We start from the raw sequence: 18638 nt of genomic DNA, 5'->3' as shown, positions 1-18638 counted from the left end.
GCCCAAGTATGGAACCTGTCCAGAATATGCAGATCTCTTGCGGTGACCATACTGAGTATGCATACTCAGTATCCATGGCGATTCGGCAAGGACTGCTCGCTCTGCTGAGTCAGGGGCCCCGCTACGGCTACCAGTTGCGCGCCGAGTTCGAGACGTCGACAGGGGCGACCTGGCCACTCAACATCGGCCAGGTCTATACGACGCTCTCCCGCCTGGAGCGCGACGATCTGGTGAGCCCCGGAGAGCAGGACGAGCAGGGCCGGGTCGTCTACACGATCACCGAGGCCGGTCGAGCCGAGATGGAGCGATGGTTCAGCACCCCCGTCGCCCAGGCCGACCGGCCCCGGGACGAACTGGTCATCAAGCTCGCCATGGCGGTCACCGCGAGGGCGGACGTGCGGCCGGTCATCCAGGCCCAGCGCACCGCGACCATGCGCACGCTGCAGGAACTCACCCGCGCCAAACGCGCGAACGCCGGCGAACCGGCACAGCGACTGGTACTGGACTCGATGATCTTTCAAGCCGAGGCCGAACAGCGCTGGCTCGATCACTGCGAGGCCGTGATGGCGGCCTCCCCCCAGACGCAGGAGACACAACGATGAGTTTCGATCCGGTCGTACGGCTTGCGGACGTTACCCGCGTGCACGGTGACGGCCCGCAGGCCGTATCGGCCCTGAGAGGGGTGAGCCTGGACGTCGCCGCCGGAGAGCTGGTGGCGGTGATGGGCCCCTCGGGGTCGGGCAAGTCGACCCTGCTGAACCTGGCGGGCGGGCTCGACCTGCCCACCTCCGGCTCCGTGGTCATCGAGGGCACGCCGCTGGTGAGCCTGAAGGCGGCCGATCTGGCCGGACTGCGCCGCCGCCACGTCGGTTACGTCTTCCAGGATCTCAACCTGATCCCGTCGCTCACGGCGGCGGAGAACGTGATGCTCCCGCGCGAGCTGGACGGGATCAGGGCGAAGCAGGCCCGTCGGGACGCCCTGGAGGTCCTCACCGAGGTCGGTCTCGCCGAGGTCGCCGACCGGTTCCCCGACGAGATCTCCGGTGGTCAGCGCCAGCGGGTCGCGATCGCCCGCGCCCTGGTCGGGGAGCGGAGACTGCTTCTGGCCGACGAGCCCACCGGCGCGCTGGACACCCCCACCGGCGACGACATCCTCCAGCTCCTGCGCGCCCGCTGCGACGTGGGAGCGGCGGTGTTGCTGGTCACCCACGAGCCCCGCTACGCCGCCTGGGCCGACCGGGTGGTCTTCCTGCGCGACGGCGAGATCGCCGACTCCACCGCCGTCCCCCTGAAAAGCGCCCGATGATCGAGCGAACGGACAGGCGACACGCTCACCATCCTGGAGACCGTCCGATGAACGAGCGAACGGACAGGCGGCGCGGGTTCGCGAGTTCCGGGCCGCGGGGCGGGAGGACGGCATGAGCGCCCTCCTCGCCGCGCTGCGCATCTCCCGCAGGGACGCGTGGCGGGCCAAGGGGCGCAGCGCACTCATCATGGTGATGATCGGCCTGCCCGTCCTCGTCATCACGGGACTCCTGACCTTCGCCGCGACCGCGGACCTCACCCCGAGAGAGCGCCTCACCGCGGACCTCGGAACGGCCGACATCCGCATCAAGACGACGGAGACCCGCGGCAGGCTGGAACAGGACCTCCAAGGCCAGTGCTGCCCAGGCGGTGCCGGCCCCGTTTCCACGCCGCCGTGGACATCGGCGGAGCTGACGAAGCTCCTCGGACCCGGAGCCCGGCTCCTTCCGGCGAACGACGGCAGCGCCGACTTCTGGAGCAGGGCCGGGCGCGGCCATGTGACCGCGCACGAGCTGGATCTGCGAGATCCTCTGACGGCGGGCATGTATCGCCTGGTGGAGGGTCGGGTCCCGGCCTCGCCCCAGGAAATCGCGGTGACGCCCGCGATGCTGGAGAGGGGGGCTCGCCTCGGCGCTCCGCTGGTCGTCACGCGGGCGGAGAGGTCGCTGCGGGTCGTCGGAACGGTCGAGAACCCGCACCAGACCAACAGCGCGGAGATCGTGGGATTGCCCGGCACCCTGCTCCTGGACAGGCGGGACGGTAACGGTGTCGGCTGGCTGGCCGACACCGCGAGGCCGGTCAGGTGGGCCGACGTCCAGCGGCTGAACGGCGTCGGGCTGCTGGTCCGATCCCGTGCCGTCATCGAGGATCCGCCCGCCTACGGCCCGCGCTTCGAGCCTTCGTCCAATATGGACCAGACCGTGGCGATCGGGCTCGCCGGAGTCATGATCGTGCTGGAGGTGGTGCTGCTCGCCGGTCCCGCCTTCGCGGTCGGGCTCCGCCGGCGCCGCCGCGAACTCGCGCTCATCACCGCGCAGGGAGGCTCTCCGGGGCACCTACGCATGATCGTCCTTGCCGACGGCATCGTCCTCGGCGGCGGTGCGGCGGTGATCGGTCTGACCCTCGGCGTCGGCCTGGCCTCGCTCTCGGCCGCGCTGGAAGCGGGCAGGCTGATCGGTGGGGTCGGCCCCCTGGAGATCCCTTGGGGCCTGGTCGTGATCACCGCACTGATCGGCACGGGCAGCGGGCTCATCGCGGCTCTGGTGCCCGCCGTACAGGCGGCCCGGCAGGACATGGCGGCGGTGCTCGGCGGGCGTGCGAGCGCGGTGCGCGATCGAGCCGGCACTCTCCTGCCGGGCCTGGTCCTGCTCGTCGCCGGAGCCGTGGCCGCCGTGTTCGCCATCAGGATCGACCAGAACTGGGTCCTCGCCGCCGCCCTTCTCGCCCAGCTCGGGCTGGTCGCGCTGGCGCCCCGGCTGGTCAGGGCGGCCACACGGGTGGCAGCAAGGCTTCCCCTGCCCTTCCGGCTGGCCGCCCGAGACGCCTCCCGCCACCGAGGTCGTACGGCCTCCGCGGTCGCGGCGGTCATGACCGCCACGGCCGCGGTCATCGCGGTGGGGGTCGCGACCAGCAGTGGCTACGCCCAGAGCCGCGACGCCTTCCAGGCGGTAATTCCGGCCGGAACCACGACGATCGAGACCAGAGGCCTCGACGACGACGGATGGGCCAAACTGAGGGCGGCCACCGAACGGAAGCTGCCGGGGGTGCCGCTGATCGAGGCCGCCGAGGTCCGGGACGCCAAGGGCGTCACCCTCATGCTGAGCTCCCGGCGCATCGACGGCAACGGGCCGCCGTTCTTCCCCGGCAGCTCCGGCGGCCTGCCGATCGGGGACGGGCGGCTGCTCACCCTCGTCCAGGGGCGGCAGGACCCGGTGGCGTCGGCCGCGTTCTCCTCGGGGAAAGCAGTGGTGTTCGATCCACGCCTGGTGCGAAACGGACGGCTGAGCCTGAGCGTGACTGCGCGCATCGTGGTCTCGGGCGGTGAGAACCTCAGGGCGCGCTCCGAGATCACGATCCCCGCCGTCGTGGCCAGGGCCGCCGATCCCCGGTACGCCGTCGCGGTGCTGCCGGTCGCCGCCGCCCAGAACGCTGGGCTGGAGGTGAAGACCCGCGCTCTGTACATCGACCCGGCCTCCTACCGGCCCACCCTCCAGCAGGAGCTGGATCTGGAGTGGGAACTCGCGACGGTGGCCCCGTCCAACGTTTATGTCGAGCCCGGATTCCAGGAAGATCCCGCCCCGCTGATGTGGATGCTCCTGGGAGCGGCGCTCATTCTGGTGCTGGGCGGCACATTTGTCGCCACCGGGCTCGCGGCGGCCGACATGCGGCCCGACCTCACGACGATGGCCGCCGTCGGAGCGCCATCCGGCACGCGCAGGCTGGTCGTCGCGGGGCAGGCCGGATTCATCGCGGGACTCGGCGTCCTGATCGGCGCGCCGGCCGGCGCCTTCACGGGAATCGCCGCGATCTGGCCCGCGGAAACCCGGGGCTGGACGGAACGCTTCATGGGCAACCGGATGGAGGACGGCGGGATCCTGTCCCCACTGTGGGCGCCGCCGACGATCGAGATCCCCTGGCTCTTCCTCGCGGCGGTGGTGATCGGCCTGCCGATACTGGCCGCGCTGGTGGCGGGGGCCCTCACCCGGACGAGGGCGGTGCTCACCCGTCGTCTCACCTGACCCCGGCTCATGGCTCCCGTGAGGGAACCGCGAGCTCGCCGCCCGGTTGCGGCCTGCCGGGCTGCCCGGCCGTCACGTTCAGCCGGTGACGCGGGCGTCGGCCACCCGGGCGCGCTGCCTGATCACTGCGAGGCCGTGCCGGCGGCCTCCCCCTAACGCAGGAGACACAACAATGAGTTTCGACCTGCCCGCCTCCGATTCCACCTCCACCCCGGAGAGTGTCCGATGAGCGCGTTTCTTGCCGCGCTGCGCATCTCCCGGCGCGGAATCGGGCGAGCCAAGGGGCGTAGCGCGCTCATCATCGTGATGATCGGCCTGCCCATCCTCGCCCTCACCGCCGTGTTGACCGTGGACGTCACCCGGAACATCGATCCGAGAGAGCGGCTGACCATGGACCTGGGCGCGGCCGACGCCAAGGTGATCGCCAGGGCTGCGGAGCCGATCCGGCAGAACCTGAGAGGCGACGACTGGGAGCCCCGACGTGACAGGCCGCTGCGGAAGCGGTCCCAGGCGGAGATCCAGGCCGTGATCGGACCCGGCCGGATCATCCCGATGAGTGAAGACTTCGGAGAGTACTGGACCGGGACCGACTACGCCTCCGCGGGAGTCCGGGAGATCGACCTGCGCGACCCGATGGCGGCGGGGATGTTCCCGCTCTTACGAGGGCGCTACCCGCAGACCGCGGACGAGGTGGTCGTCACCGCCTTCCTGAAGGCGGAAGTCGGCTCGACGATCCGCTACACCCGTGACGACGTGCCCAAACGGGTGGTGGGGGCGGTGGTCAAACAGCCGAACCGCCTCGGCATCAAGATCATCGGACTGCCCGGCTCGCTGATCCCCGTCGGTACCACGACCGCTGTCGAAGAGTCTTATGCGGCCGAACGGTCCTGGCTGGTGGACACCCCGGCGCCGATCACCTGGAACGAGACGCGCCGGATCAATCGGGCGGGTGTGACCGTGCTGTCGCGAGCGGTGCTGGAGGACCCGCCGCCCGTGGGCGACGGGCCGGAGCAGGCCATCAGGGGGTGGTTGGGCAGCAGGGGGATCAACGCTCTCCTCGTGGGCGTCATGGGGGTGACGCTGGCCGTGATCGAGGTTGTGCTGCTGGCCGGGCCCGCCTTCGCCGTGGGCCTGCGGCGCCGTCGCAGGGAGCTCGCGCTCATCTCCGCCCAGGGCGGCTCGGCCCGCCACCTCAAGCTGGTCGTGCTGGCCGACGGGCTGACCCTGGGACTGGCCGCCGCGGTGCTCGGCATCGCTGGAGGAATCGCCGCCGCCAGAGCGATCACGTCCTACCTCGGGGTCTGGCCGCTCGGAGAGATGGGGCCGTTCGAGGTGCCTGCCGGGCAGATCGCGCTGGTCGCGGTGCTCGGCGTGTTCAGCGGGGTGGCGGCGGCCGTGGTGCCCGCCGTACAGGCCGCTCGGGCGGACGTGGTGGCGGCGCTCACCGGGCGGCGGGCCGAGGTGCGCGACCGCGCCGGATGGCCGCTGCTCGGTCTGATCCTGCTGGTGGCGGGGGTCGGGGCGATGATCTCCGGGATCTGGGTGGCCGACTCGGTGGTTCTCTTCGGTGCAGTGATCGGGCTGCTCGGCCTGGTGATGGTGACGCCCCGGCTGGTCCGGCTGATCGGCGGACTGGCCGGAGGGCTCCCGCTGCCCTTCCGGTTGGCCGCTCGCGACGCCTCCCGCAACCGAGGTCGTACGGCCCCCGCCATTGTGGCGGTGCTGGCCGCCGCGGCGGCGTTCAGCGCGTTCACCGTCGGCGTCGCCAGCGAGCGGAGAGCGTCCGACGAGTACTACCGGATGCAATTTCCGATGGGTGCCACGGCGGTCTACGGCAACGACGTCACCGAGGAGTCCTGGAAGAAGATCCGGCCGATCGTCGAGGGGGTGCTCCCCGGCGTGCCGCTGGTGGAGGCCTACGTCCCGGTCGCCGACGACGGGATGGTGTCGTTCCAGCAAATGGACGGAGCGTGCAGCCGCTGTATGACCACGTCATCGGGGTTCGGCTACCTTCCGGCCGGTGGGCCCGACCTGCTCCGCCTCCTGCTGGGCCGTACCGATCGAGCGGCCGAGACGGCGCTGGCGGAGGGGAAGATGGTGATCTTCAATCCGAAGGCGGTCAGGGACGGCAGGATCCGTCTTAACCTCTCGACGTGGACGTCGGACGAGCCGAAGGAGCGGACCGTCGCCGTGCCCGCGGTGGTGGCCACCGTTCAGGGGCCGTTCAACGTGCTCGGTGTGATGCCGGTCGGGGTGATCACCAAGGAGGGGTTCACCGCCAAGCTGAGCCACCTCGTCGTGGATCCGGCGGTCGCCCACCTGACCCGGGAGCAGGAGCAGCGCCTCAGCGGGCCGGTGCGCGCCGTCACCACCAAGGTCGCGGTCCGGACCGAACGGGGAAGCCGGCAGGATGACAGACCCGCCTTCATCCTGTGGGTCATGGCGGCCTTCGCCTCCGTGGTGGTGCTCGGCGGCACGTTCACCGCCGCGGGACTGGCCGCGGCGGACGCCCGGTCCGACCTCGACACGCTCTCGGCGGTCGGGGCGAGGCCCGGGACCCGCAGGCTGGTGGCGGCCGGGCAGGCGATGTTCATCGCCGGGCTGGGAGTGCCCCTCGGCCTGCTCATCGGGCTGGTCCCCGGGCTCGCGCTGGCGAGCCAGGTGAGCCTGCGGCGCGACGCCGTGCGGGAGATCGGACTCAACGGGGTGCCGTTCGAGAGGATGGGCGTCATCCTCAGGGTGCCGTGGCCGGAGCTCCTCGCCGTGGGGATCGGCCTGCCGCTGGCGGCGGCGCTGATCGCGATGGCGTTCGCCGGGACCAGGACCACGCTGATCCGCCGGATGGGGTAGGCGGGGTTTCCGGCCGGGCGACGGCGAGGGTACGCCGGGCCGGACGAAAGAGCTGGTAGGTGTGGTGGTGTCCCAGTTCACGGCAGCGAGCGAGACGATGGCCGACAGCACCGAACCTCTCAGATCCCCCAGGCGCTCGGGCATGCTGGGCCGGATCCGGCGGCGCGAGCCGTCCGAGCGGCTGCTGTTCGGCGCCGTCTACGGCACCGTGCTGGCCAGCAGCCTGGCAGCCGCCCTGGACCAGGCCCCGGCCAATCCCGGATACGACGCGTTGTGGGTGCTGATCTCCGGGCTGGTGGCGGCCTTCGCCCACGGGTACGCGCACGCGCTCGCCCACCACACCGTGACCGGCGACAAGCCCCTCGTCCACGCGGCGCGCTCGGTGCTGACCGAGTGGCCGCTGGTGGCGGCCACCCTGCCGACCGCGGGCGCGCTTCTCGCGGCCCACCTGGGGTGGTGGAACTCGTCCACCGCCGTCAACGTCGTCCTGGTGTTCAACGCGGTCACGCTGTTCGGCTGGGGAGTGTGGGCCACCAGGGCCTCCGGCGGCTCCTGGCCGGCCGCCTGGAAGGTGGGGTGCGTCGACATGCTGCTGGGCCTGGCCATCGTCGTCGCGAACACCTTGATCAAATAAGCCCGGGGTCGTCGCCCGGCGGGTTTCTTCCCGCCGGGCGACGACCCCGGACCTGTGACGTCCTCAGTCGGTGACGTCGGCGCAGACCACGTGGGCGCCCAGCTCGACCATCCGCTGCTCGCTGCGCGCGTCGGCGACCCTGGCCATGAGGATCGGCGCCTCGCTCGCCGCGAGCTGCGGCAGCCGGGCGCGTACTCCGCGATGGATGTCCCTGACCACGTCCTCGGCCGCCGACATGTGCACCTTGACGTGCAACATGATCCCCGGGGCGCCGGAGGAGGTCCGGGCCTCGGAGATCCACACGTGGTGGACGAGCGGGTAGCCGGAGAGCAGGTGCGAGATCGCGGCCCGCAGCGCGGGCAGGATCGGGTGGTCACACCGTCGGTAGCCGGGGTCCACCTGCTGCATCGGCCCGGACAGATGGGGCCGGGGCGCGGGGATCCACGGCGCCGACGGCGCCGCGGGCACCGGGATCTTCGGGCGCGCCGTCGAGGGGCGCGAGACGGTGGCCATCGCCCCGGTCGCGTACGCCGTCGGAGTCGTCGTCGGGGTCGCGCTCGACAGTGCGGGCGTGGGCCCACTGCGCGTCGAGAGCAGATATCGCTGGAGATCCTCGATGGGCACGGCCGCCGCCGCAGGTCCAGCCGCGTCGATCACGATTTCCCGCACACCGGTGACACGCTGGATGTCGAGGATGGTGTCGGCGTCACAGGCCGACAACGAGTGGCTGCCACGGTGCCGTGCGTAGGTGCCCGCCGATGTGTACCCGAGCAGCACACGATCACCGGCCTGGGTCGTGCCGAGCACGACGGAGCGGTCCGGTCGCACGGCAACCAGGAGTCCCCATTCGGCAAGCGCTGCCAGCAGCCGGTGCGGGCCGCCATGCTGCGCGAGCACTTCGCCGAGAGCGGGGTTCCCGATGCTCATATGAGGAACGATAGGTAGTGAACCACGGCTTATCAGGGTAATAGCGAAGTTTTGTGTGGAGCAATACCAAGTTGAATTTTCTGCGCATGGGATGCGTAGGGATTGGGTACCCGTCTCGGATCCCGGGACACTCGTGAAGCCGTTCACAAGCGCCGATAGACTAGGTGAGGTCCATGCAGCCTCCTCGTCTCAGAAGGATCTAGCCTGTGAACAAGCCCGTCGTACTGGTCGCAGAAGAACTCTCCGAGGCCGGTCTGGCGGTTCTGGGCGCCGACTTCGAAGTCCGTCACACCGACGGTGCCGACCGTGCCCAGTTCCTGCCCGCGCTCGCCGACGTGGACGCGCTCATCGTGCGCAGCGCCACGCAGGTGGACGCCGAGGCCATCGCCCACGCTCCCAAGCTCCGCGTCGTCGCCCGTGCCGGCGTCGGCCTGGACAACGTCGACGTGGAGGCCGCGACCAAGGCCGGTGTCATGGTCGTCAACGCGCCGACCTCCAACATCACCAGCGCCGCCGAGCACACCGTGGCCCTCATCCTCGCCTCCGCGCGCAACGTCGCCCAGGCGCACTCCGCGCTCAAGGCCGGCGAGTGGAAGCGCTCGAAGTACACCGGTGTGGAGCTCGACGAGAAGGTCATCGGCATTCTCGGCCTCGGCAAGATCGGTCAGCTGGTCGCGCAGCGCCTGCAGCCGTTCGGCGTCGAGCTGATCGCCTACGACCCCTACCTGCAGCCGGCCCGCGCCGCTCAGATGGGCGTCCGGCTGGCCTCGCTGGAGGAGGTTCTGCGCGAGTCCGACTTCATCACCGTGCACCTGCCCAAGTCCAAGGAGACCATCGGCCTCATCGGGGACAGGGAGCTCCACACGGTCAAGCCGTCGGTCCGCCTGATCAACGTCGCCCGCGGCGGCATCATCGACGAGAACGCCCTCTACTCCGCCATCAAGGAGGGCCGCGTCGCCGGCGCCGGCATCGACGTGTTCCCCAAGGAGCCCGTCACCGACAGCCCTCTGTTCGAGCTGGACCAGGTCGTCGTCACCCCGCACCTGGGCGCCTCCACCCACGAGGCCCAGGAGAAGGCCGGCACCCAGGTCGCTCGCAGCGTGAAGCTCGCCCTCGCCGGCGAGTTCGTGCCGGACGCGGTCAACGTCCAGGGCGGCGTCGTCGCCGAGGACGTCAAGCCGGGCCTGCCGCTGGCCGAGAAGCTCGGCCGGGTGTTCACCGCCCTCGCGGGCGAGGTCGCCACCAAGCTCGACGTCGAGGTTCGCGGCGAGATCGCCGCCCACGACGTGCGGGTGCTGGAGCTGGCCGCCCTCAAGGGCGTCTTCACCGACGTGGTCGAGGACTCGGTGACCTATGTCAACGCCCCGCTCCTGGCCAAGGACCGCGGTGTGACGGTCGAGCTGATCACCAGCGCCGACAGCCCTGACTGGCGCAACGTCGTGACCGTCCGCGGCGTCCTCGCCGACGGCCGCACGGTCTCGGTCTCGGGCACGCTGTCGGGGCCGCGCCAGATCACGAAGATCGTCGAGGTCAACGGCTACCAGATGGAGATCGAGCCGACCGACCACCTGTCGTTCTTCACCTACACCGACCGCCCCGGAATCGTCGGCGTCGTCGGCCGGATCCTCGGAGACCACAGCATCAACATCGCCTCGATGCAGGTGGCCCGGGACGCGAAGGGCGGCAAGGCCCTCATCGCGCTCACCGTCGACACGGGCATCCCGCAGGACGTCGTCGACCAGATCGGCGCCGAGATCGGCGCCGACAGCGGTCGCTCGGTCGACCTGGCCGAGTAACCGGGCAGCGTTTCCTCGTTTCCTCGGTTTCTCCGGCTGCGGCCGCCGCCCCGACGACCCGGGCGGCGGCCGCAGCCGCGTCTCAGCATGTGAGAAGTGTGTACGGCGGGCGAGACGGCGATTCGATGGCCAGGTAACCTGGTGTCAAATGCGTCAGGTTCTTGTACTCCATTACCTGCCGCGGCGGGGCCTGACAGGGGCAGACCGGCAGCTCGCCGCGGTGTGATGGCGCCCGCCGGCCCCAAGTCCCCGCCGCCGATCCGTGACCCGGATTCGCGGCATCGGGCTCGATTTCGGATTCGTGACCGGAGTCCCGATCACCTCTCCTGCTCGCATGCGACCGAGACGAGAATCGCCATGTATGACATGTATCCCTGGAACCGTCCCGAAGAGAACGAGGACGAGGCCGCCCAGGCCCTCCAGACCGCCCTGGACCGTCGCGACAACGGCGGCGTTCCCGCCCGTTAGCCGGGTTCGGGCCGGGCGGCCGATGACCCCGCGCACGATGGTGGCCGGGCGGCCGGTGATCCCGTACACGATGGTGGCCGGGCGGCCGGTGATCCCGTACACGACGATGGTCGGGTTCCCCGCGACCGGAGGCGACGGCCGTGCCTGAGACGACCCGGTCAAGGCTCGAAGGCGCTCTACCGGTTCGCCTTCGCCGAGACCGAAGAACGCCCTACGGGTTCGCCTTCGCCGAGGCCGAGTGGGCGAGGGCGAGCGCGCCCAGCAGGGGCGCGTCGTCCACGAACCGGGCGGCCCTGATCTCGGGCGGGAACGGGACCGTCCGCGCGATCGCCGCCGACAGGCCGGGCAGGATCCGGCCGGCGGCGCCCATCATGCCGCCGCCGACCACCACGCGCTCGGGGTCGAGAACGACGCACAGGTTCGCCACGGTCATCGCCAGCGTGCCCAGCGCCTCGTCCAGGAGCCCCTCCGCCGCTCCGGGCCGCTCGAACAGCTCCGCGGTCGTCACGGAACGGCCCAGCGCCGCCGAGCCCCTCGCGGCCAGCGCGACTCCGGAGACGCGTTCCTCCAGCGGCGCGTGACCGTCGGCGAAGCCCGGCTCCGCGGGCTCGACCAGCAGGTAGCCGATCTCGCCCGCGGCTCCGTGCGCACCCGGCACCACCTGCCCGCCGACCACCAGGGCCGCCGCCAGTCCCGTGCCCAGGTTCACGTAGAGCCCGGTGGAGACGCCGCGCAGCGCACCCCAGCGGAGCTCCGCCGCGGCGGCGGCGTTGACGTCGTTGTCGATCACGACGGGGACGGACCCGAACTCCTCCCTGAGCAGCCGGGGCAGCTCCAGCCCCTCCCAGCCGGGCACGTTCGGTGCCAGGCGCACCCGGCCGCCTGAGATCACCCCGCAGTTCGAGACGCCCACGGCGGCGGGGGAGCCCAGGAGCTCCCTGGCCGCGGCGAGGGTCCGAGGCAGGGTCCGCTCGCCCGTGTCGAGCCGGACCCGGTCCAGGAAGGACGGCCCGTCGGAGCCGGAGACGCCGACGGCGACCTTGGTCCCGCCGAAGTCGATGCCGAGGACGTGGCTCACCGGGCGCTGCCCCGGCGGGCGAGGGAGTCGATGGCCACGGCCAGCGCGAGGACGGCGGCGGTGACCATGAAACGGACCGAGGAGTCCACGTTGAGCAGCAGCATCCCGTTGGTGATCGACTGGATGACCAGGATGCCGAGCAGCGCGGCGTAGGTGCGGCCACGGCCGCCGAACAGCGAGGTGCCGCCGATCACGGCCGCCGCGATGGCCATCAGCAGGATGTCGCTGCCGCCGGAGCTCTGGTTCACCGCGGCCAGCCGGCTGGCCGCGAGGATTCCGCCGAAGGCCGCCAGCGTGGAGGACAGCACGAAGGCGAGCACCCGGATCCTCGTCACGTTGATGCCCGCCCTGCGGGCCGCCTCGGCGTTGCCGCCCACGGCGTACATCCAGCGTCCGAACGCGGTGTGCCGCAGCACCAGGTCCAGGCCGATCACCAGCGCCCCGAAGATGACGAGCAGCAGGGGCACGCCCCGGTCGGCCGAGAGGACCACGACGGCTCCGGCCAGGAGCACGGCCAATCCGCCGATCCGCAGCGCGATCCAGTGCGAGGGCTTGACGGGCAGCCCGGCGGCCACCCGGAGCCGCCTGGTGATCACCCCGGCCGCCGCGTAGGCGCCCACGAGGACGGCGACCAGCAGCCACGCCAGCCAGGGCGGCAGCCAGGTGTCGCTGAGCCCGGCGATGAACCCGTCGAAGGGCAGGTTGATCGTTCCGCCCTGGCCGAGCAGGTAGATCAGCAGTCCCTGCCAGCCGATGAGCCCGGCGAGGGTCACCACGAACGAGGGCATGTACAGCCGCGTGTGCATCACGCCGTGGAGCAGCCCGACCGCCGATCCGACCAGCACCGCGACCACGATCGCGAGCACCGGGTTCCAGCCGTGCCGTACCGACAGGATCGTCATCACCACCGCGCACAGCCCGCTGACGGAACCCGCCGACAGGTCGATCTCGCCGAGCAGCAGCACCATGATGATGCCGAGCGCGATCGTTCCGGTGGCGGCCATCTGCAGGACCAGGTTGGTCAGGTTCTCCGGCGACAGGAAGTGCTCGTTCAGCGACCCGAACACGACCGCGATGGCGATCAGCCCGCCGACCACCGGCCACGCGCCCAGGTCTCCCTGCCGCAACCGGTCCAGCTTGTACGGCATGCCGAGAACGGTCATGCGTCCTCCTCAGGACCCGGGGCGGAAAGGTTGTCCGCGCCAACTCGTGCGCTGCGCCGGCTCATGCCGCCGCTCCGGTGATGGCGGCCACGATGGCCTCCTGGGAGGTGTCGGCCGTGACGAACTCGCCCGCGTTGCGCCCGAGGCGCAGAACCACCACGCGGTCGCTGACGGCTCGCACGTCGGCGAGGTTGTGGGAGATGACGAGCACCGCCAGGTTCCGGTCGCGCAGGCGCCTGATCAGGTCCAGGACCTGGGCGGTCTGTTCCACGCCGAGGGCGGCGGTGGGCTCGTCGAGGATGACCACCCGGGGATCGCCGACGAGCGCCCGCGCGATGGCCACGGACTGGCGCTGGCCGCCCGACAGGGAGGCGACCGGCACCCGGATGTCGCGGATCCGCACGTCGAGCTGGTCCAGGAGGTCGCGGGTGGCGCGTTCCATCTTGATGTGGTTGAGGATCGACCAGCGGCGGCGTTCGGAACCGAGGAAGAGGTTGGCGACCACGTCGAGGTTCTCGCAGAGGGCCAGATCCTGGTAGACGGTCGAGATGCCCAGGGACTGGGCGTCGTGAGGGGTGGTGATTTTGGCTGGACGGCCGTCCAGAGTGATGGTCCCCTCGTCCGGGATGACGACCCCGGAGACCGTTTTGACCAGGGTGGACTTGCCCGCCCCGTTGTCGCCCATCAGGGCGACGACCTCTCCCTCGCGCAGGTCCAGGTTCGCGCCGTCAAGCGCCTGGACGGCGCCGTACCGCTTGGTGATGCCGGTAGCCGAGATCATCTACTCGATGCCCGCCTTCGCACACGCGTCCTTGACCTCCGCGGTGCAGATGTCGGCGGCCTTGTAGAAGCCGTCCTTCACGATCGTGTCCTTGATCTTGTCCGCCGTGACGGCGACCGGGTCGAGGAGGAAGGCGGGAACGTCGGCGGTGCCGTTGTTCACCGTGGTGGGGGCGGCGGGCTTCTGACCCTTGGCCAGTGCGACGGCCAGCTCGGCCGACTTCTCCGCTTCCGTCCTGATGTTCAGGTAGATGGTCATGTTCTGCTCGCCGGTGAGGATCCGCTGGACGGCGGCGAGTTCGGCGTCCTGGCCGGTGATCGGGGGAAGGTCCTTGTATCCGGCCCGCTTCATCGCGGCGATCGCGCCGCCCGCCATGCCGTCGTTGGCCGAGAGCACGCCGACGACGTTGTCGCGGCCGAGCGCGGTGATCGCCTGCTCCATCTCCTGCTGGGCCTTGTCCGGGCTCCAGTCGGGGGTGTCGAACTCCCTGCCCACATCGACCTTGCCGTCCAGGACGTTGTGCGCGCCCTTCTTGTAGTCGGCGGAGCTCGGGTCGGTCGTGGCGCCGTGAATCATCACGATCTTGCCCTTGTCCAGGGTGCCCCTGGCGGTGAGCGCGTCGAGCAGGGCCTGTCCCTGCATCTCCCCGACCCGGACGTTGTTGAACGAGACGAAGTAGTCGTAGCCGATGCCGGAGATCAGCCGGTCGTAGGCGATCACCGGGATCTTCTTCTGCTTGGCCTGGTTGACCAGCGGGGCGACGGCTCCGGCGTCCACCGCGTCGAGCACCAGGATGTCCGCGCCCTGGGTCAGCGCGGCCTCCACCTGTTGCTGCTGCTTGGCGGCGTCCTGGTCGGCGTTGTTGTATAGAACATTGCATTCGGCACAGAGTTGCTTGACCTTGGCCTCGAACAGCGGCCGGTCGAAGGCTTCGTAGCGGGTGGTCTTGGACTCGGGAAGGAAGAGGGCGATGGTGGGTGCCTCCTTACCGTCCTGGCTGTCCTGTGTTCCGGCGGTGTTCGTGCTGCCGCAGGCGGTCGTGGCGAGTATCGCCAGGAGAGGAACGGCCAGCCATCCTCGGTGCATCGCACATCTTCCCTTCGTGCAGACCTCGAATGCGATTGATTGGTAAGAAAGGTAGTTTACTATCAAAGGCGTTGGCTAGCCCTATTTCCATGATCGTAGGATGAGGAGAGCTGAGTGCGAGGCGAGCTAGGCAATCCACGGCTGCTGCGGGTGATGAACGAGCGGCGGCTCCTCGACCAGCTCCTCGACCACGGCCCCGCCTCCCGGGCGGATCTGGCCAAGGCAACCGGCCTCTCCAAACCGACTGTCTCGGCCGCGATGGCCGGCCTGGAGGCGGACGGCCTGGTCCACCTGGTCGGAGAGGTCTCCGGCCGCCCCGGCCCCGTGACCTCGCTCTACGACATGAACGCGCGCGCGGTCCATGTCGCGGGCATCGACATCGGCCGCGACTGGATCCGGGTGGCGGTGGCCGATCTCCGGGGCCGCTTCGCGGGCCGCCGCGACGGCCGCAACGACGCGCGCAGCGAGGAGGACCTGGTCGCCAGGGTCCGGGACCTCACCCACGCGGCGGTGACGGAGGCCGGCCTCGAATGGCCTTCCATCACCTACGCGATGGTCGGCAGCCCCGGCGTCTACGACCCGGAGGCGGGGCGTCTGGACCTCGCCTCGAACCTGCCGGGCTGGGGCAGTCCCGGCCTGCTCGACCGGCTGCGCACCGCGCTGGAGACCGACCTGGCCATCGAGAACGACATCAACCTGGCCGCCCTGGGCGAGCACGCCCACGGTGAGGGCAAGGGGAAGTCCCACTTCGCGCTGGTGTCCGTCGGCACCGGTGTCGGCATGGGCATCGTCATCAACGGAGAGCTCTACTCCGGAGCCCGGGGCGCGGCGGGAGAGGTCTCCTACCTGCCCGCGGCCGAGAATCTCGCCCCCGACCAGGAGGTGCTGGAGCACGGGCTCACCGAGACGGTGGTCGGCGCCTCCGGCGTGGTCCGCGAGGCCCGTGCCGCCGGGCTGCGGCTGGAGACGGCCAAGGAGGTCTTCGGCGCCGCGGCGGCCGGCGACCCTCTGGCGCTGGCCGTCGTCGAGGCCGAGGGCCGCCGGATCGGCGGGCTGATCGTGGCGGTGGCCGCGGTCCTGGATCCGGAGGTGGTCGTGCTCGCCGGCGGCGTCGGCCGCAACCTCGACCTGCTCGGCGACTCCATCACCGCCAGGATCGCCGAACTCGGACCGCTGCGCCCCACCGTGGTGGCGAGCACGCTGGGCGACAGCGGAGTCCTGCTGGGCGCCGTCACCCGTGCGCTGGGCCGCGCCTGGGATGTCATCTTCACCGGCCGCCGCGCCTGACCTCGGCCTTCCCCTCCCGTGAGCCCGTGGGAAGGGAAGGCCGCCGGGTGCCGGCGGGTGTCGGGTCGCCGTACGCCGACCCGATGCCGAGTGCCCGGGGTAGCCATGCGCCGACCCGGACGTCCTAAGCACGTGGGCGCGGTGGTTGGCGCTGCCGGTGGTCACCGTGCGCGGACCCGGGCGTCCGAGACGTCACACGCCGAGACCCGGGCGTCCGAGACGTCACGCGCCGATCGTGGCGTCTCGGACGATGACGGCGGGAGGCTTCAGGCGGGGTTCAGCGTGCCGGCCTTGATCGCGGCCTTGACGCCCTTGGGGTCGGGGCGGACGGCGCCGGCGAAGGAGGCGCGACGCCCCGCGTCGAGCTTCTCCACCTTGACCACGTCGCCGGTGTGCGGGGCGTTGATCATGTAGCCCGGCTTGCTGACCATGCCGACGTGGTCGAGGCCGCTGAAGAAGACCAGATCGCCCGGCTGGAGGTCCTTCCAGGCGATCTTCTTGGAGAACGCGTTGTACTGGTCGTTGGTGACGCGGGGCAGCTTGATCCCGGCGGCGCCGTAGGCGCGGAGCACCAGGCCGGAGCAGTCGAAGCCGCCGTGGCCGGTGCCGCCCCAGACGTAGGGCGTGCCGCGCTTGGACATGGCCCACTTCACGGCCTTCTGCCAGGCGGGCTTGGGGGGCTTCGGGGGCTTGGGGGCCGCGGTGGGGGCGGGTGCGGTCGCGGGTGCCTGTGAGGGCTCGACGGTGCCGGGTGCGCCGGAGGTGCCGGGCGTTGCCGGGCTGGAAGCCGCCGGGCCATGAACCACCGGACCGGGAGCAGCCGGATCAGGAGCAGCCGGATTAGGAGCAGCCGAGCCGGGAGCCGCCAGGCCGGGGATCGTCAGGCTGGGAGCCGCGCCGGGAGCCGCCGGCCCGGGGGGCGGAACGGGGGCCTCGCCCCGGGTGACGGGGAAGGAGGACCCGGTGAGAGGGGCGTCGGTCAGGGGAGAGGAGTCGGCCAGAGCGACGGCCGGAGTCGCGAACACGGCGGCGCCGGCCACGAACAGCGACAGGACACGGGGGTAGGTCATGCCGGACAAAATGGTTCCTTCCATAAGGCCGGCCGGGTGAGCTGTCGGACTCGGGCGTGGAGGCCGCCCTACGGCGCGAGGGATGCGCCGATTCGCCCCAAGGAATCGCGTGAGGCAGCGGGGAACGGCTCCGGGGGTGGAGCGAGGTTCCTCGATGTCCCGTGGATCCCGAAAAAGTGGTTCCCCGGCTCCGCGCAGGCCGATATAGGGGATGACCTGCGCGAATTAGGCGTCGATACGAATGCTGAGGACCATAACGAAAGTCAACGAAACGGTCAATACCTAGCAAAGGTGGACAAAACGATCAGGCGTGTCGTACGCTCGAATCTGTCCGCAGAATGAGATCGTTGTTCGATCACCGAGACGGGACCGGTAGGGTGCGTTCATGGATTCGCGTAACATTCGCCTGGCCGTCATCCCCGGAGACGGGATCGGGACCGAGGTCGTCACCGAGGGCCTGAAGGTCCTGGAAGCGGTCGGCACGAAGGTGGAGACCACCACCTACGATCTCGGCGCCAAGCGGTATCACGAGACCGGTGAGACCCTGCCCGACTCGGTTCTGGATGAGCTGCGCGGATATGACGCGATCCTGCTCGGCGCGGTCGGCGACCCCAGCGTGCCCCCGGGCGTCCTGGAGCGCGACCTGCTGCTCAAGCTCCGCTTCCAGCTCGACCACTACGTGAACCTCCGCCCGGTCAAGCTCTTCCCCGGCGTGGAGACCCCGCTGGGCAAGGCCCGCCCCGAGGACATCGACATGATCGTGGTCCGCGAGGGCACCGAGGGGCTGTACGCCGGGACCGGCGGCGTGATGCGCCGTGGCACGCCCCACGAGATCGCCACCCAGGAGTCGCTGAACACCGCCCACGGCGTCGAACGGGTCGTCCGCTACGCCTTCGAGAAGGCGATCGGCCGCCCCCGCAAGAAGCTGACGCTGGTCCACAAGACCAACGTGCTCACCTACGCCGGTGACCTCTGGGCCCGCATCTTCGACCGGGTCGGTCTGGAATACCCCGATGTCGAGACCGACTACTGCCACGTGGACGCGGCCTCGATGTTCTTCGTCAGCCAGCCGGAGCGGTTCGATGTGATCGTCACCGACAACCTCTTCGGTGACATCCTCACCGACATCGGCGCCGCCATCGCCGGTGGCATCGGCCTGGCGGCCAGCGGCAACGTCAACCCCGACCGCACCGCGCCGAGCATGTTCGAGCCGGTTCACGGCAGTGCCCCCGACATCGCGGGCAAGGGCAAGGCCGACCCGACCGCGACGATCCTGTCGGTCGCCATGCTCCTGGAGCACCTCGGCCTGGCCCAGGAGGCCGCCAGGGTCGAGCAGGCCGTGGCCGACGACCTGGTCGAACGGCTGACCGGATGGGCCGGCAGGACCACCCACGAGATCGGTGACGACATCACCGCCCGAGTAGCCGGCTGAGGAAGCCGCCTCCCTCACTTCAG

General features: G+C 70.5%; 15 protein-coding genes and 1 riboswitch. Of the genes, 9 read left to right on the top strand and 6 right to left on the bottom strand.

Going from position 1 to position 18638, the window contains the following annotated elements; all coding sequences use genetic code 11:
• Window positions 1-74 precede the first annotated feature (74 nt).
• The 5 genes from CHC08_RS17945 (at window position 75) to CHC08_RS17925 (ending at window position 7527) form a co-directional block, all read left to right on the top strand.
• A complete protein-coding gene (locus CHC08_RS17945; RefSeq protein ID WP_089208449.1) occupies window positions 75-602 on the top strand; it encodes a PadR family transcriptional regulator in 528 nt (175 codons plus the stop codon).
• Window positions 599-1306, top strand: coding sequence for an ABC transporter ATP-binding protein (locus CHC08_RS17940; RefSeq protein ID WP_089208448.1), 708 nt, complete (start codon window positions 599-601; stop codon window positions 1304-1306). The genes CHC08_RS17945 and CHC08_RS17940 overlap by 4 nt, the downstream gene beginning before the upstream one ends.
• 112 nt (window positions 1307-1418) lie before the next feature.
• Entirely contained in the window at window positions 1419-4043 is a 2625-nt protein-coding gene (locus tag CHC08_RS17935; protein WP_089208447.1) for an ABC transporter permease, read from the top strand.
• Between the two features lie 225 nt (window positions 4044-4268).
• Window positions 4269-6893, top strand: coding sequence for an FtsX-like permease family protein (locus CHC08_RS17930; protein ID WP_089208446.1), 2625 nt, complete (start codon window positions 4269-4271; stop codon window positions 6891-6893).
• A gap of 67 nt (window positions 6894-6960) precedes the next feature.
• Window positions 6961-7527: a hypothetical protein gene (locus tag CHC08_RS17925; RefSeq protein ID WP_218825353.1), complete on the top strand. Its 567-nt coding sequence runs from the start codon at window positions 6961-6963 to the stop codon at window positions 7525-7527.
• Between the two features lie 63 nt (window positions 7528-7590).
• Here CHC08_RS17925 and CHC08_RS17920 read toward each other — a convergent pair whose 3' ends face one another.
• Window positions 7591-8454, bottom strand: a complete 864-nt coding sequence (locus tag CHC08_RS17920; protein WP_089208445.1) for a hypothetical protein — start codon at window positions 8452-8454, stop codon at window positions 7591-7593.
• Between the two features lie 206 nt (window positions 8455-8660).
• Here CHC08_RS17920 and serA point away from each other — a divergent pair, with 206 nt between their 5' ends.
• Entirely contained in the window at window positions 8661-10250 is a 1590-nt protein-coding gene (gene serA / locus CHC08_RS17915; protein WP_089208444.1) for a phosphoglycerate dehydrogenase, read from the top strand.
• A 490-nt stretch (window positions 10251-10740) separates the two neighbouring features.
• Window positions 10741-10866: a hypothetical protein gene (locus CHC08_RS52425; protein WP_275937183.1), complete on the top strand. Its 126-nt coding sequence runs from the start codon at window positions 10741-10743 to the stop codon at window positions 10864-10866.
• 63 nt (window positions 10867-10929) lie between these two features.
• Here CHC08_RS52425 and CHC08_RS17910 read toward each other — a convergent pair whose 3' ends face one another.
• The 4 genes from CHC08_RS17910 to CHC08_RS17895 all read right to left on the bottom strand — a co-directional run bounded on the left by CHC08_RS17910 (window position 10930) and on the right by CHC08_RS17895 (window position 14826).
• Window positions 10930-11796: an ROK family protein gene (locus CHC08_RS17910; protein WP_089208443.1), complete on the bottom strand. Its 867-nt coding sequence runs from the start codon at window positions 11794-11796 to the stop codon at window positions 10930-10932.
• Window positions 11793-12959: a sugar ABC transporter permease gene (locus tag CHC08_RS17905; RefSeq protein WP_089208442.1), complete on the bottom strand. Its 1167-nt coding sequence runs from the start codon at window positions 12957-12959 to the stop codon at window positions 11793-11795. The genes CHC08_RS17910 and CHC08_RS17905 overlap by 4 nt, the downstream gene beginning before the upstream one ends.
• Before the next feature lie 61 nt (window positions 12960-13020).
• Window positions 13021-13740, bottom strand: a complete 720-nt coding sequence (locus tag CHC08_RS17900; RefSeq protein WP_089208441.1) for an ATP-binding cassette domain-containing protein — start codon at window positions 13738-13740, stop codon at window positions 13021-13023.
• Window positions 13741-14826: a sugar ABC transporter substrate-binding protein gene (locus tag CHC08_RS17895; RefSeq protein ID WP_089208440.1), complete on the bottom strand. Its 1086-nt coding sequence runs from the start codon at window positions 14824-14826 to the stop codon at window positions 13741-13743.
• Window positions 14827-14940: 114 nt separating this feature from the next.
• On the opposite strand from CHC08_RS17895, the gene CHC08_RS17890 reads away from it, so the two are divergent.
• Window positions 14941-16113 (top strand): ROK family transcriptional regulator, encoded by a 1173-nt coding sequence (locus tag CHC08_RS17890; RefSeq protein WP_218825352.1) that lies wholly within the window; start codon window positions 14941-14943, stop codon window positions 16111-16113.
• Window positions 16114-16379: 266 nt separating this feature from the next.
• On the opposite strand, the gene CHC08_RS17885 is transcribed toward CHC08_RS17890, so the two are convergent.
• Window positions 16380-17183: a C40 family peptidase gene (locus CHC08_RS17885; protein WP_089208439.1), complete on the bottom strand. Its 804-nt coding sequence runs from the start codon at window positions 17181-17183 to the stop codon at window positions 16380-16382.
• A gap of 11 nt (window positions 17184-17194) precedes the next feature.
• Window positions 17195-17425: riboswitch (cyclic di-AMP (ydaO/yuaA leader) on the bottom strand.
• A 143-nt stretch (window positions 17426-17568) separates the two neighbouring features.
• Between CHC08_RS17885 and CHC08_RS17880 the strand changes: the two genes are divergently transcribed.
• Entirely contained in the window at window positions 17569-18615 is a 1047-nt protein-coding gene (locus CHC08_RS17880) for a 3-isopropylmalate dehydrogenase (protein ID WP_089208438.1), read from the top strand.
• Window positions 18616-18638: the final 23 nt, after the last annotated feature.

It is taken from the genome of Streptosporangium subroseum, from assembly GCF_900188345.1.
GTDB classification, from domain to species: Bacteria; Actinomycetota; Actinomycetes; order Streptosporangiales; family Streptosporangiaceae; genus Streptosporangium; species Streptosporangium subroseum.
This window is presented reverse-complemented; position numbering and strand designations above follow the sequence as displayed.